Raw genomic sequence first — 14,711 nt, 5'->3', positions numbered from 1 at the left:
GGAAAGAGGGCGCGCCCTCATGCAATATTTTCAAAACACATGAAAATCGTGCAAGAATGATGCGGCGATCGGGGCAATCATAGGGGCGCTCCTGCAAACGATTTGGTGAATGCGAGAGTGAATTGCGTGCACGTTTCCGATGCGTGCCGCGATCCGCACCCTTTGCGTTCATCGTCATGACGGGAAGCCTTGGCGCGTGATCCCTATACACAGGAGCGAAGACGATGACTGATGCCTCCGCTCCCTCAGACCGAACGCGACCGCGCGATAGCCTTGGATGCTCGCTAGACCAGCTCGATGACAACAGGACGATCGAAGGCCGCGACATGGTCTTCCATCGCAAGCGATCGGCATCGGGGCCGCCGGGCAGGGTCGCGACGCCTGGAAACGGGCGGGGTTATCTGGTCGGTCTTTCGCTTGCAGGCGGTCATAGCCGCCGGATTTTCGGGGAGCACCATTCGGCGATCCAGGAGTTCGGCCAAAACTCGGTCTACGTCAGGAACTTCGCCGACGACTACAAGGCGGATCTGAAAGGGTCTTTCGACTTCACCTTGGTTGAAATCGGCCACGGTGCGCTTGAGCGCATTGCGGATGCGGCCAATGTCACGGGTGTCAGTGAGCTGCGGTCCATTTCCGGCTCGCCCGATCCTGTTCTCGGCGGCATGCTCGGCGCCCTGTTTGCCTCGGTGGACGGGCACACGGATCGCAGCGCCCTTTTCGTCGACCAGCTTTCGGTAGCAATCGGCGTGCATATGGTGCGGCAGTACGGCAATGGCCGCAGCGATAGCTTGGCTGGAGGGCGAAGGCTCTCGCAGCGCTGCCGGGCAAAGATCCGCGATTTGGTGCAAGCCCGCCTTGATGGCGAGCTCACGGTCGAGGAACTGGCCTCGACCTGCAACCTTTCGCAGGCCGCTTTTCTTCGTGCCTTTCGCGAGACCATGGGTAGCACGCCCTACCGCTGGCTGCTGCAGCAAAGGATCGAAAAGGCCAAGGACCTGCTGCAGTTCTCTCCCACGTCGCTGAGCGAGATCGCCACCACCTGCGGCTTCTCGGATCAGAGCCATTTTACCCGAGCCTTCGTACAGGCGGCAGGGGCCACGCCGCGCCAGTGGCGGCGCAGCCGGCAGTCGTAACCCTCTGAATGTACACGCGTGCTGCCCTGGCGTGGCGAGCGAAATTTTCAAAAATCCACCTTTGGCGACAAGAACGGGAGCGCCGTCGGCGTCATAGTTGAGCCTCTCCGATCGGAGCGAGTTTCAACAGAAGAGGCCACGACCATGTCCGCAACTGCGACCCCCGGCAAGCTCCTCGTCTCGCCCAAGGATCACACCTTGATCATGATCGATTTCCAGTCGCAGATGTCGTTTGCGACCAAGTCGATCGATGCGGTGCTCCTGCGCAACAACGCGGCATTGGTCGCCAACGCGGCCGCCGGCTTCGGCGTTTCGACCATTCTCACCACCGTTGCAGAGAAGACCTTCTCCGGTCCGATGTTCTCCGAGATCACTGACGCCTTCCCGGGCCAGAAGCTTCTGGACCGTACCTCGATGAACACCTGGGAAGACGCCGCCGTCATCGATGAGGTCAACCGCATCGGCAAGAAGCGCCTCGTGATGTGCGGGCTGTGGACCTCGGTCTGCATCGTCGGCCCGACGCTGTCGGCGCTCGACCAGGGTTTTGAAGTCTATGTCATTGCTGACGCCTGCGGAGACGTCTCCGACGAGGCGCATGAGCGGGCGATGGACCGCATGGTGCAGGCCGGCGTCCGGCCGATGACCGCGCTGCAGTACATGCTCGAGCTTCAGCGCGACTGGGCCCGCACCGAGACCTACGAGATGACCACCGGCATCGCCAGGAAGTTCGGCGGCGCCTATGGCCTCGGCATCATCTACGCCAAGTCGATGTTCGGCGCCTCCGAAGGGCACTGACACGGGGCTGCCGTGCCCTAGATTATCGCTCTGGCCGTGCGTAAGGCGACCGGGGCGGCACTGTTATTCGTGAAGGAGTTGGCGATGAAGATGTACCTTCTCTCGCTCGGAGCCGGACTGCTTGTCGGCATCATCTATTCTCTCTTGAACGTCCGCTCGCCGGCGCCGCCGGTCATCGCCCTGGTCGGCCTGCTCGGCATCCTCATCGGCGAGCAATCGGTGCCGCTGGTCAAGCGCGCCCTGTCGGGCGAACCGGTCAATCTCAGCTGGTTCAATCTGCAGTGCATGCCGCACATGTTCGGCCAGCTGCCGGGCGGCGCACAGGCCACCGCCAGCAAGGCGAAGGATGCGGCCATCAACGATGAAAAGGCAGGATGATGCCGACACGACGCTCCTTCCTCGGCGCGGCATCGTCGCTTGCCCTGCCTGCTCTTTTTTCGACGGCCCGCACCGCTGGCGCCCAACAGACCGGAGATACCTCGATGACGCCCGATCTCATCCTGCACAATGGCCTTTTCACCACGCTTGACCGCAGCCATCCGACGGCCAGCGCCGTGGCCATCAAGGACGGGAAGTTCCTGGCCGTCGGCGACGAGCGGACGATCATGGCGCTGGCCGGGTCGGATACCAAGGTGATCGACCTCAAGGGCAAGCGCGTTCTGCCGGGTCTCAACGACAACCACACCCACGTCGTGCGCGGCGGCCTCAACTTCAACATGGAGCTGCGCTGGGACGGCGTGCGCTCGCTTGCCGATGCGATGGCGATGCTGAAGCGGCAGGTGGCGATCACGCCGGCACCGCAATGGGTGCGCGTCGTCGGCGGCTTTACCGAACACCAGTTTGCCGAAAAGCGGCTGCCGACGATCGACGAGATCAATGCGATCGCCCCCGACACGCCGGTGTTCCTGCTGCATCTCTATGACCGGGCGCTCCTGAATGGCGCCGCCCTGAGGGCGGTCGGCTACACCAGGGACACGCCGAACCCGCCGGGCGGCGAGATCACCCGCGATGCCAACGGCAACCCGACCGGTCTGCTCTTGGCCAAACCCAATGCCGGCATCCTCTATTCGACGCTCGCCAAGGGACCGAAACTGCCCTTCGACTACCAGGTCAATTCCACCCGCCACTTCATGCGCGAACTCAACCGGCTCGGCATCACCAGCGTCATCGACGCCGGTGGTGGCTTCCAGAACTATCCGGACGATTATGCCGTCATCCAGAAGCTCTCGGATGACAATCAGCTGACCGTTCGCCTGGCCTACAACCTCTTCACCCAGAAACCGAAGGAGGAGAAGGAGGACTTCCTCCACTGGACCGCCTCGGTCAAATACAAGCAGGGCAACGACTACTTCCGCCACAACGGTGCCGGCGAGATGCTGGTGTTTTCGGCCGCCGACTTCGAGGACTTCCGCCAGCCGCGGCCCGAGATGGCGCCGGAGATGGAGGGCGAGCTCGAGGAGGTCGTCCGGGTCCTGGCCGAGAACCGCTGGCCCTGGCGGCTGCATGCCACCTATGACGAGACCATCAGCCGCGCGCTCGACGTCTTCGAGAAGGTCAACAAGGACATCCCGCTCGAAGGCCTGAACTGGTTCTTCGACCATGCCGAGACGATCTCCGACCGCTCGATCGACCGGATTGCCGCGCTGGGCGGCGGCATCGCCACCCAGCACCGCATGGCCTACCAGGGCGAATATTTCGTCGAACGCTACGGCCACGGGGTGGCGGAAGCGACGCCACCGATCAGCCGCATGCTGGAGAAGGGCGTCAACGTGTCGGCCGGCACCGATGCCACCCGGGTCGCCTCCTACAACCCCTGGGTCTCGCTGTCGTGGATGGTGACCGGCAAGACCGTCGGCGGCCTGCAGCTCTATCCGCGCGCCAATTGCCTCGATCGCGAGACGGCGCTTCGGATGTGGACCGAGAAGGTGCAGTGGTTTTCCAACGAAGAAGGCAAGAAGGGCCGGATCGAGAAGGGGCAGTTTGCCGACCTGATCGTGCCGAACAAGGACTATTTCACCTGCCCAGAGGACGAGATCTCGTTCCTGACCTCGGAACTGACTGTTGTCGGCGGCAAGGTCGTCTATGCGGCTGGCGACTTTGCCGCCCACGACGACAACCCGGTGCCGCCGGCGATGCCCGACTGGTCGCCGGTCCGCACCTTCGGCGGCTATGCCGCCTGGGGCGAGCCCGATGGCGCCGGCAAGAACTCGCTCCGGCGCACGGCGATCACGACCTGCGGCTGCGCCAGCAATTGCGGCGTGCATGGCCACGACCATGCCGGCGCCTGGACGTCAAAGCTGCCGATCGCCGATCTCAAGGGCTTCTTCGGCGCACTCGGCTGCTCCTGCTGGGCCGTGTGACGACTGCGGAAGGAGACACAAGATGAAAACGATCGTCGGCGCCGCCGCGTTGGCAGCCTCCATCCTGATCACGTCGTCGGCCGCACTCGGCGGCGATGGTGCACCTGCAAAGGATAGCAAGCGCCCCTCCTGGGCGAAGGTCGTGGTGAACCAATCGCCAGCGAAGGCGGGTGCCTATTACAAAGGCATATCCCGGACCGCGTTCAGCAACTCGAAATGGCCGCAAACGCGATGAGGACGGCTTGGCCGCCCGTTAAGCCGACCATCTGACAAGGAACCAAAATGCCGAGCCTGTCTTCTCTCGAAAACAATCTTGCCGCCCGCCTGCGACCGGTGCTCACCAACCGGTGGATCGTCTTCGTCGGCCTGCTGGCGCTTTGCTCGGCCTATATCCAGGGACCGCTGACGAAGATCTTCGACTTTCCGGGTGCGCTTGCCGAGATGGATCATTTTGGCCTGCATCCGGCGCCGCTCTTTGCCGTCGGGGTCATTGTTTTCGAGCTTCTGATGTCGGCCCTCATTCTCACAGGTCTCTATCGCTGGGCGGCTGCCGGCGCGCTTGCGGCCTTCACACTCGCCGCTACCTTTCTCGCATTTCGCTTCTGGGAGCTTCCGCCCGGCATGGAACGTGCGATGGCGACGAACGGCTTCTTCGAACATATCGGCCTCAGCGGTGCCTTCCTGCTCGTCGCCTGCTACGATCTTCTTGAACGGGCCGCAGGAAGGGCTGGGCAATGACGGCAGCGAAAGAGGGCACGGGGACGTTTGCGCCGCTGCGGCAGAAAGTTTTTGCGGTCCTGTGGGTGGCGACGGTCATCGGCAATACCGGCAGCTTCATCCGCGATGTCGCCAGCTCCTGGCTCGTCACCGACCTGTCGGCGACACCGGCCGCCGTTTCCACGGTCCAGGCGGCAGCGACACTGCCGATCTTCCTGCTTGCCATTCCCGCAGGCGTTCTCTCGGATATCCTCGATCGGCGCAAGTTCCTGATCGTGGTGCAGTTGCTGCTCGCAGCCACAAGCCTCTGCCTGCTGTTTCTTTCCGCCACGGGCCTGCAGTCCGTCAGTTCGCTGATTGCACTCACCTTCGTCGGCGGCATAGGGGCGGCCCTGGTCGCACCCACCTGGCAGGCGATCGTGCCTGAGCTCGTCTCGAGGCAGGACGTCAAGGGTGCCGTGGCGCTGAATTCGCTCGGCATCAACATCGCCCGTGCGATCGGTCCGGCGCTTGGCGGCCTGCTGCTCGCCTCGTTCGGCGCAGCCGTCACCTACGGCGTCGATGTCATCAGCTATGTCTTCGTGATCGCGGCGCTCCTGTGGTGGCGGCGCACGCTATCGGAGGACGACGTTCTCGCGGAACGTTTCTTTGGCGCCTTCCGGGCGGGCCTGCGCTACGCACGCGCCAGCCACGAGCTGCACGTGGTCCTTTTGCGTGCTGCCGTGTTCTTCGCCTTTTCGAGTGCGATCTGGGCTCTCTTGCCGTTGGTCGCCCGCCAGCTTCTCGGCGGCGCGCTGGTGATGCCACGCCTGCGCGCACGGATGGATGCCGACGGGCTCCTCTTGCTGTCCGCGGTGTTGACGGCCGCGGTGATGGGCGTGCTCTCATTGGCGCCGGCGCAATGGGTGGCAGTCGTCGTGCTGCTCGTTTGCGGTGCCGCCTGGATCACGGCGCTGACGACCTTGAACAGCACCGCGCAGGCCATTCTTCCCAACTGGGTGCGCGGACGCACGCTCGCCGTCTACCTCACCGTCTTCAACGGGGCCATGACCGGAGGCAGCCTGGCCTGGGGCGCCATCGCAGAGGCGATCGGCGTGCCCTTCACCCTGGCAGTGGCGGCTATTGGCCTTCTCTGCGTCGGCGTCGTCTTCCACGCCATGAAATTGCCGAAGGGCGAGGCGGACCTCATCCCTTCCAACCATTGGCCGGAGCCGCTGACCAGCGAGCCGGTCGAACACGACCGCGGACCCGTGCTCGTGCTGATCGAGTACACGGTCGACAAGGTGGATCGCTCGGAATTCCTGAAGGCGCTTGCCCGCCTGTCGCATGAGCGTCGCCGTGACGGAGCCTATGGCTGGGGCGTGACCGAGGACGCCGCGGACACCGGCCGCATGGTGGAGTGGTTCATGGTCGAGTCCTGGGCCGAACATCTGCGCCAGCACAAGCGCGTGTCCAAGGCCGATGCCGATATCCAGGAAGACGTTCGTCGCTTTCACAAAGGGCCGGCGGCGCCGGTCGTACACCACCTTCTCGCGATCAACCGACCGCATCTCGGTTGACGTGGGTTGCGTTCCATGGCGCCAATCCAGCGCCACGGAACGTGCCAGGAAGATCACCCTAGAACCCAAATAAAGGAACCGTTCCCATGACCGAGAATTTCGTCAGGACTGAAGACGGCGTCGATATCTTCTACAAGGATTGGGGCTCGGGCCAGCCAATCGTCTTTCACCATGGCTGGCCGTTGTCAGCAGACGATTGGGACGCGCAGATGCTCTATTTCGTCAACAAGGGCTATCGCGTCATCGCTCACGACCGCCGTGGCCACGGGCGCTCGACCCAGGTCAGCGAAGGGCACGACATCGCCCATTATGCGAAGGACGTCGCGGCACTCGTCCTCAAGCTCGAACTCAGCGATGCGATCCATATCGGCCACTCCACCGGCGGCGGCGAGGCCGCAGCTTACGTGGCGCGCCACGGTGCCGGACGGGTCGCCAAGCTGATCATGGTCGGTGCCGTTCCGCCGATCATGGTCAAGACCGCGAACAATCCGGGCGGGCTGCCGATCGAAGTGTTCGATGGCTTCCGTTCCGCGCTTGCCGCCAACCGTGCGCAGTTCTTCCGCGATGTGCCGGCGGGCCCCTTCTATGGCTTCAACCGCCCGGGTGCCGAAGTGTCCGAGGGGGTAATCCAGAACTGGTGGCGTCAGGGCATGATGGGCAGCGCCAAGGCGCATTACGAGGGCATCAAGGCCTTTTCGGAAACCGACTTCACCGAGGACCTCAAGACGATCGACGTGCCGACGCTGGTCATGCATGGCGACGACGATCAGATCGTGCCGATCGACGATTCGGCGCGGCTTGCGGTCAAGCTCCTGAAAAATGGCACGCTCAAGGTCTATGAAGGTTATCCACATGGGATGCTGACGACCCACGCCGATGTGATCAATCCGGACCTGCTTGCCTTCATCAAGGCCTAAAGGGCTGCCATGATCCGCGGCGTCTCGGTACTGCGGACCGTGCCGGGACAAATCTTGATGCCCGCACCGTGATGATCGCGGTGCGGGTTTTGTCGTTCAGGCCCTTGCGCTTTTGCCGAGGGCCCCCATCAACCGGTCGATGAAGACGCGGACCTTGGGCGCGACAAGCTTCGTCGTCGGGTAGACGGCCCAGATCGCCAATGTCTCGGGTGCTGCATCTTCGAGGTGAATGCGTACCAGCCGCCCTGCATCGAGATCGTCGGCGATATTCCAGTCCGAAAGCAGGGTGATGCCGGCACCGGTGAGGCAGGCCGCATGGCATCCTTCGATGCTCGTCGACGAGAAACGGCCCTGCAGTCGTACATGCCTCTCGACCCCAGCGCTGAGAAAAGTCCAATGGCTGACGCCGTGCAGTGGCAAGCATTGATGATCGATGAGATCGCCGCTGGTCCGCGGGCTCCCATGCTTTTCGACATAGGCTGGCGAAGCGACCAGGGAACGCGGATTTTCGGCCAGTTTCTTGGCGATCAGACTGCTGTCTTTCAAGCGCGCGACGCGGATCGCCAGATCAATGCCCGACGCCACCAGGTCAGGCATCGTGTCGTTCATATCGAGCGAGACCTTGAGCCCAGGATGATCGTCAAGCAGCGAAGGTATGAGCGGCGCAATCAGCTTGATCGAGAAGGCAACCGGTGCCGAGACACGCAGGAGACCGGTCGCTCCGTCGCCGTCACCCCTCAGCAACGTTCGCGCCAGCTGCTCGGTTTCGAGCAGATCCTGGGCATAGGGCAGAAAGGTTTCGCCCTCCGGCGTCAGTGACAGGGACCGGGTCGTGCGGTGCATCAGCCGGGCACCAACTGCCTGCTCCAGCGAGGCGAGCCGCCGGGTCGCGATCATGGGGGTGATGCCAAGCCGTCGCGCGGCTTCGGCGAGGCTGCCGCCGCTTGCCGCGGCGGTGAAGACGCTGACGTCGTCGAGGTTCATTGTATCGAAATCCGATATTCTGCTATGTATAGTGGCGACACTACAGCGAGTTTCGATAAAGCGATAGATCAAGCCCATCTCTCCAGTGAGAAGGGCAAGTGAAATGTTTACCCACGAAACCGTGCATTCCGGCCTCGGCCGAACCCGCCTCTACGCCATGGCCGTCGCCAGCGGTATCGCGGTCGCAAACATCTACTACAATCAACCATTGCTGGGTCTCGTCGAGGCCGAGTTTCCTGGCGAGGCGGTCGTCGGCCTGCTTCCGACGGCGACGCAACTCGGCTACGCCCTCGGGCTGCTGCTTCTGCTGCCGCTCGGCGATATCGTTCCGCGGAGACGGCTGATCGTCGGGCAGTTCCTGGCGATCGCGATAGCAGCAACCGCTGCGGCTTTGGCGCCATCGCCGTTCTTGCTGATTGCTGCGTCCGTGCTGCTTGGGGCCAGCGCCACCGTCGCGCAGCAGATTGTCCCGATCGCTGCGATGCTGTCCACGCCTGACAAACGCGGGGCGGCGATCGGCACAGTCATGGCCGGGGTTCTGACCGGCATCCTGCTCAGCCGCACGGTCTCCGGTTTTGTCGGGGCCCACGCCGGCTGGCGCGAGATGTTCTGGGCAAGTGTTCCTCTCGCACTTGCAGCTTCGTTCCTGATGTTTCGGACCTTGCCGGATCTGCGCCCGGAATTGCGTTTGCCTTATCGCGAAGCCCTTGCCTCGCTCGCCACGCTTTGGCGGCGCGAGCCGGCGCTCCGCCTCGCCTCGATGGTGCAAGCGGCGCTTTTCGCATCCTTCACGGCGTTCTGGAGCGTGCTCGCGCTTTATCTGGCGATGCCGCGTTTCAATTTGGGCGCGGATGCCGCAGGTCTGTTCGGCATTGTCGGCGCGATCGGTGTCTTTGCAGCACCGCTCGCCGGCAGGGTGGCGGATCGACGAGGCGCACGGTCCGTCGTCTGGTTCGGTGCGGCTTTGACGCTCGCTGCCTGGGTGCTACTCGGGGCCTGGGCCTCGATTGCCGGACTTGCGGTCGGCGTCATCGTGCTTGATATCGGCATCCAGGTCGCGCTGATCGCCAACCAGCATATCATCTATGCGCTTGAGCCAGCGGCGCGCAGCCGCATCAATACGATTTTCATGACCAGCATGTTTTTGGGGGGAGCGGCAGGCTCGGCTCTGTCGTTCGCCGCCTGGAGCTATGGCTCCTGGCCCGGCGTCAGCGTGCTTGGCCTGGCACTTGCGGCGCTGGCATTGGTCGCCAAGCTGCTTGCTCGACGGGTGGCCAGGCTGGAGACTTCGCGCTGAGGGATGAAGCTAGGGAGCATGCTTCTTCGGTCGGCGGACGGCGCGGATCGTTCCGCTCACGCCGCCGCCGCAGAAGAAGCGTTCGCCGCCATCGGACTCCAGTCCCGACACACCGGTGCCCGACGGCATCACGATCCGCTCGAGCACCGCCCCCGTTTCCGGGTCGATATGCCTGAGGTCGCTGTCGTCGCCTTCCCAGGTGCCGTGCCAGAGCTCCCCATCGACCCAGGTGACGCCCGTCACGACGCGCTTGGACTCGATGGTGCGCAGGATTGTGCCGGTCTCAGGGTCGATCTGGTGGATTCTGCGGCCGCGATACTGCCCGACCCAAAGGCTTCCCTCGGCCCAGGCAAGGCCGGAATCGCCGCCGCCGCCCGGCGCCGGGATCGTCGCCAGCACACGGCCGGTATCCGGATCGATCTTCTGGATGCGATCCTCGGCGATCTGGAACAGGTGTTTGCCGTCAAAAGCAGTGCCGGCATGAGCCGCGACGTCGATCGAGCGAACGGTGCTGCCGCTTTCCGGGTCGAGCGCATTGATCTTGTCGCCCGAGGCAAACCAGACGTTCCGGCCGTCGAAGGTGACGCCATGGACGTGGTCTGCTCCCGGGAAGGGGCCATACTCGCGGAGGATTTCGGCTTCGGATTTTTTCATGGTCTCAATCCTAATCGCTTGGCAGTGGACCGGGGAGTAACAAGATTGTCGGGAATGTCGGTACAGGCGGGATCACCCAGCGTCGCGCGCGTCCGCGACCCACCGGCAGGGCCTTGCCTTCCGAGGAAAGCTCTTCGAGCGCCCTTTGCACGGTGCGCGGGCTCAAGGAAAGCGCGATGGCGAGCGCGGAGCTCGACCATGCCTCGCCATCACCAAGCAGTGCCAGCACCGCCGCATGTCGTTCATCGACCGGCGGCGCAAGCACCGCGACCGCGTGGTCGCCATGTGGAACCAGCCGGAAGCCGTCGCTGGTCGCGCTGATGTTCGCGAAGGCACGGAGTTCGTCGCGTAGCCGGCCGATCTCGACCCTCAGTCGTGCCCGGTGGGATTCGTCGACATGTTTCGCCCCGAAGGCACGGGCGAGTAAGGTGCGCCGCGAGACGTCGCCTGGCCATGCCTCTCCAAGTGTGCGCGTCAGCGCAAAGAGCACCGGCCGCGATGCAAGCGGAACGGCGGAGGCTTCGCACCGGATGATGTTTCGGCAGGCGTCGATGACAAGGGCGCCGGAAGCGAGCAGAGTTTCGACGTCCTCCAGCAGCAGCAGGCGCTCATCTCCCCTACTCAGGAGCCGGGCGGCCGGCGTCTTCAGGATGGCGGCCGCGCCTTCGACTTCCGCGATCAGCGCCGCAATGCTTGTTGCTTGCGCCGCCTCGCTTGCCCTGGCGAAAGCGCTAGCAGCAGCGCCCGTCTGCAGTCGGCGAACGGCGATGCCGGCAACCACGAGCTCGTGTGTGGCTCTCGCTGGCGGCGTTAGCCGGCTTGGATCGACGCCGGCAAGCAGGTGTTCGGCTTCGTCGAGACGGCCGAGAAGCAGCAGGCGCCGGGCGCCAAGATTGCGAGCGTGAGCGGAATTGAGGGTGTCTCCATGGGCCTCGAGCGTTGCGCGGGCGGTATCCAGCGCCTTCGTCGGCCAGGAGAGATCGCGCGAGACGATCGCGATTTCCGCTTCGGCAACGATGCATCGCGCACGGGCCACGGCCTCCTTAGGGCCGAAGCCGCGCGCGGCCGCCTTCAACAGCGTCTTGGCGCGGCCGAGATCTCCAAGCTGAGCCATCGCGATACCGCGAAGCGCCAGTGCCGGCGGGTCGTCGCGCAGGGCGACACGCTTCAGCGCTCCGAGCAGGTCTCCAGCCGCCAGCGCCTGGCCTGCCGCGGTGATCAGCGAATCCATCGAAATCCCGTCACACTTGTCACTCCCCCCAACAGTGCTTCGGCCTCTATCTATTGCTCAACCGGTACGGGACAACAGAGAGGACCTTCGAGGCACAATCAAGTGGCCTGGATCAGATCTGGTCAACGGTGTGCCGCGTGACGCCAGGCGAACCTGCAATACTTATAAAATTCTGCAAATGGGATGTCGGCTTTCGTCCAGCGCCTGCGTCTTACAGCAACCAGCAAGGGAAGCGCTCTGCACTTTCGACCTGCTGCGCGATCAGTTTGCACGTTATCGGCGCTGCCGGCAGTCGGGCGCCACCAAGGAGGTGGCATGAAAGAGTGCCCGCCCACTGAGAGAACGGATCACTGAGATGCAGGTGATGATCGAGGGACAGTCACGCTTCCAGCCTGTCGGCTTATCCTGTTGGGGTTTTGGAGATCTCAACACGGGAGTTGGAAGCATGACTGCGTCCTATGAATACCATATCGGCGTCGACTACCACAAATCCTACAGCCACCTGGTGGTGCAGGATTCGGGCGGCAAGACGCTCAGATCCGGCCGGGTGAAGAACGACCGCCAGTCGCTGGGCAGCTTTCTCGAACGCTATCGCGAGAATAGCCATGCGGTTGTCGAGGCAACGCGCAACTGGATGGTGATCTACGACTGGCTCGACGACATTTGTGACGATGTCGTTCTCGCCCATCCGTTGAAGGTCAAGGCGATCGCCGACGCCAAGATCAAGACCGACAAGATCGACGCCACCGTGCTGGCACACCTGCTCAGGGCCGACCTGGTGCCACAGGCCTGGGCACCGAGCGACAAGGCCCGCGAGTTGCGTGTCGCGCTGCGCGAGCGGATGTTTTACGTGCGGCTGCGCACGATGACGAAGAACCGCATAGTCACGGTGTTTGATCGTTATCCGGAACAGACGGCGCAGTTGAAGACGCTTGGGGACCTGTTTGGTAAGGCCGGCCGCAGCCAGCTGGCGCAGATTGAGGTCTCAGCGATCGACCGTATCCAGATCGACCGTGGCCTCGCCTTCATTGGCGACATTGACGTGCGGATCAAGCAGGCGGAAGCAACGATCCGGGCGATGACCAAGGGCAATGGCGATGTCAGGCTGTTGAAGACGATCCCCGGCATCGGCGAGTTCTTCGCCCGGCTGATCGATGCGGAGATCGATGATATCAGCCGGTTCCGCACCCCGAAGAAGCTGGCCGCCTATGCCGGCCTCGTACCATCGACCTATTCGAGTGGCGGCAAGACCTACCACGGCAAGATCATCAGGCAGGGCAATAAATGGTTGCGCTGGGCGTTCGTCGAGGCGGTCACCCCCGCCATCGCCAGCGATCCTGAGCTGCGCGCCCAGTACGACCACTTGAAGTTCAAAGGAGTGAACAAGGCGCGGGTTGCCATCGCGCGCAAGCTTTTGACGATCGCCTTCCAGATCCTGCGTGACCAGCGCGCCTACGAGCGGCGCGACACCGGCCCCATGGAAAGCGCGTCAACGATATCCCGGCTGTCCTGATTGCAGTCTAGCGAGCCCGGCAGGACTGGGCTGCGCTCTTCAAGGAGAATGGGAAGCCGGGAGCCGAACGCCACTCTGTGACCGAAGCCAAGGCATCAGGTCACGTATTGGAGATTGGTTCAGAACCGAACGGCAGATGCCTGTCGCGCGGAAGGAAGACATTTAGCCTATCGGCGGAAATGCCGGTCAATAACCAACCGAACCCAAGGAAAAGCCGCCAATTGAAGCCGTTTTGCCCCTTGTGTTCTTTCATTGGAGATTGCAATGACCAATTCGCATTATCGTTGGGTTATCGTGGCAGCTGGCGGCCTGCTTGGCTGCCTGGCGATCGGCGCGATGTTCTCGCTACCGGTGTTCCTGTTGCCGATCTCGCGGGATACCGGCTGGTCCGTCACCGGGGTCTCCAGTGCCATGACCATCGGCTTCCTGGCGATGGCCTTCGCCAGCATCGCCTGGGGCAGTCTCTCCGATCGTTGGGGTGCACGGCCGATCGTTCTCATCGGCTCGGTGCTTCTGGCTGTCAGCCTGATGGCGGCAAGCTGGGCGACCTCGCTGATCGCCTTTCAGATCGTTTTCGGCGTTGTCGTCGGCACAGCAACAGCGGCGATCTTCGCGCCGATGATGGCCTGCGTCACCGGTTGGTTCGATACGCACCGGAGCCTTGCCGTGTCGCTCGTTTCGGCCGGCATGGGCATGGCGCCAATGACGATGTCGCCGTTTGCCGCGTGGCTCGTCTCTGACTACGACTGGAGAACCGCGCTACAGATCATCGCCGTCGTCGTCGCCGTCGTGATGATCCCGGTGTCGCTTCTCGTTCGCCAGGCGCCGGCACTGGCCGGCGGCGCTGCCGCGGCTTCGCCTGAGGATGAGGCGCAATCGTCGATGACGACGAGCCAGGTGCTGAAGTCGCCGCTGTTCATCATCCTGCTGCTGACAAACTTCTTCTGCTGCGCCACCCATTCCGGCCCGATCTTTCACACGGTGAGCTATGCCATTACCTGCGGTATTCCCGTGATGGCGGCCGTGTCGATCTATAGCGTCGAGGGGTTGGCCGGCATGGGCGGACGCGTGGTCTTCGGGCTGCTCGGCGACCGGTTCGGGGCAAAGCGCGTGCTGGTTCTCGGGTTGCTTGCCCAGGCCTTTGGGGCGCTGGCCTATGTCTTTGCCGCGGGGCTTGGCTCGTTCTACGCCGTCGCCGCCCTGTTCGGCTTCATCTATGCGGGCGTCATGCCGCTCTATGCCGTGCTCGCCCGCGAGAATTTCCCCCTGCGGATGATGGGGACGGTGATCGGTGGAACGGCGATGGCCGGCAGTCTGGGCATGGCGACGGGACCGATCGCCGGCGGCATGATTTACGATGCGATGGCAAGCTACACGTGGCTCTACGTCGGTTCCTGGGGCATCGGCCTCGGCGCATTCCTGATCGCGCTGACCTTCCGACCGGCGCCGCGGTACCAACCGGCAGCTGTTGCAGCGTGATGCAAAGCCCGGAGGCCAACAGGAAAGGGCTCCACCACGGAGGTGGAGCCTGATGAAATTGATGCTTGCCAA

14 protein-coding genes are annotated in these 14,711 nt (G+C 63.4%); 11 read left to right on the top strand and 3 right to left on the bottom strand.

All coding sequences use genetic code 11. The features are described from left to right. Positions 1 to 224: 224 nt before the first annotated feature. The 8 genes from PWG15_RS29705 (at position 225) to PWG15_RS29670 (ending at position 7,481) form a co-directional block, all read left to right on the top strand. Positions 225 to 1,133, top strand: coding sequence for a helix-turn-helix domain-containing protein (locus tag PWG15_RS29705; protein ID WP_275025122.1), 909 nt, complete (start codon positions 225 to 227; stop codon positions 1,131 to 1,133). Positions 1,134 to 1,277: 144 nt separating this feature from the next. Further along, complete coding sequence (locus PWG15_RS29700; protein ID WP_275025121.1) at positions 1,278 to 1,928, top strand: hydrolase; 651 nt, start codon at positions 1,278 to 1,280, stop codon at positions 1,926 to 1,928. A gap of 84 nt (positions 1,929 to 2,012) precedes the next feature. Next, on the top strand, positions 2,013 to 2,306 hold the full coding sequence (locus PWG15_RS29695; protein ID WP_275025120.1) for a XapX domain-containing protein: 294 nt from the start codon (positions 2,013 to 2,015) through the stop codon (positions 2,304 to 2,306). Further along, entirely contained in the window at positions 2,306 to 4,288 is a 1,983-nt protein-coding gene (locus tag PWG15_RS29690) for an amidohydrolase (protein ID WP_275025119.1), read from the top strand. Before PWG15_RS29695 ends, PWG15_RS29690 begins: the two co-directional genes overlap by 1 nt. Before the next feature lie 22 nt (positions 4,289 to 4,310). Then, the gene (locus PWG15_RS29685) at positions 4,311 to 4,523 is read left to right on the top strand and encodes a hypothetical protein (RefSeq protein WP_275025118.1); all 213 of its coding nucleotides are present in this window, start codon (positions 4,311 to 4,313) and stop codon (positions 4,521 to 4,523) included. 47 nt (positions 4,524 to 4,570) lie between these two features. Next, positions 4,571 to 5,026: a DoxX family protein gene (locus PWG15_RS29680; protein WP_275025117.1), complete on the top strand. Its 456-nt coding sequence runs from the start codon at positions 4,571 to 4,573 to the stop codon at positions 5,024 to 5,026. Continuing rightward, complete coding sequence (locus PWG15_RS29675) at positions 5,023 to 6,564, top strand: MFS transporter (protein WP_275025116.1); 1,542 nt, start codon at positions 5,023 to 5,025, stop codon at positions 6,562 to 6,564. The genes PWG15_RS29680 and PWG15_RS29675 overlap by 4 nt, the downstream gene beginning before the upstream one ends. 86 nt (positions 6,565 to 6,650) lie before the next feature. Further along, positions 6,651 to 7,481, top strand: a complete 831-nt coding sequence (locus tag PWG15_RS29670) for an alpha/beta fold hydrolase (RefSeq protein ID WP_275025115.1) — start codon at positions 6,651 to 6,653, stop codon at positions 7,479 to 7,481. Positions 7,482 to 7,577: 96 nt separating this feature from the next. Here the strand turns inward: PWG15_RS29670 and PWG15_RS29665 are convergent, their stop codons facing one another. Then, positions 7,578 to 8,465 (bottom strand): LysR family transcriptional regulator, encoded by an 888-nt coding sequence (locus PWG15_RS29665; RefSeq protein WP_275025114.1) that lies wholly within the window; start codon positions 8,463 to 8,465, stop codon positions 7,578 to 7,580. A gap of 103 nt (positions 8,466 to 8,568) precedes the next feature. Here PWG15_RS29665 and PWG15_RS29660 point away from each other — a divergent pair, with 103 nt between their 5' ends. Beyond that, positions 8,569 to 9,762, top strand: coding sequence for an MFS transporter (locus tag PWG15_RS29660; RefSeq protein WP_275025113.1), 1,194 nt, complete (start codon positions 8,569 to 8,571; stop codon positions 9,760 to 9,762). Positions 9,763 to 9,771: 9 nt separating this feature from the next. Here PWG15_RS29660 and PWG15_RS29655 read toward each other — a convergent pair whose 3' ends face one another. Then, on the bottom strand, positions 9,772 to 10,416 hold the full coding sequence (locus PWG15_RS29655) for a Vgb family protein (protein WP_275025112.1): 645 nt from the start codon (positions 10,414 to 10,416) through the stop codon (positions 9,772 to 9,774). Positions 10,417 to 10,426: 10 nt separating this feature from the next. Further along, positions 10,427 to 11,647, bottom strand: coding sequence for a helix-turn-helix domain-containing protein (locus tag PWG15_RS29650; RefSeq protein WP_275025111.1), 1,221 nt, complete (start codon positions 11,645 to 11,647; stop codon positions 10,427 to 10,429). A gap of 445 nt (positions 11,648 to 12,092) precedes the next feature. Between PWG15_RS29650 and PWG15_RS29645 the strand changes: the two genes are divergently transcribed. Together PWG15_RS29645 and PWG15_RS29640 are read left to right on the top strand one after the other, a co-directional pair. Then, a complete protein-coding gene (locus PWG15_RS29645) occupies positions 12,093 to 13,160 on the top strand; it encodes an IS110 family RNA-guided transposase (protein WP_275025110.1) in 1,068 nt (355 codons plus the stop codon). A 264-nt stretch (positions 13,161 to 13,424) separates the two neighbouring features. Continuing rightward, positions 13,425 to 14,639: an MFS transporter gene (locus PWG15_RS29640; RefSeq protein ID WP_275025109.1), complete on the top strand. Its 1,215-nt coding sequence runs from the start codon at positions 13,425 to 13,427 to the stop codon at positions 14,637 to 14,639. Positions 14,640 to 14,711 lie beyond the last annotated feature (72 nt).

The sequence above is a fragment of the Ensifer adhaerens genome (assembly GCF_028993555.1).
Lineage (GTDB): Bacteria > Pseudomonadota > Alphaproteobacteria > Rhizobiales > Rhizobiaceae > Ensifer > Ensifer adhaerens_I.
The sequence above is the reverse complement of the archived record's forward strand: the minus strand, read 5'-3'. Positions and strand labels throughout refer to the sequence as shown.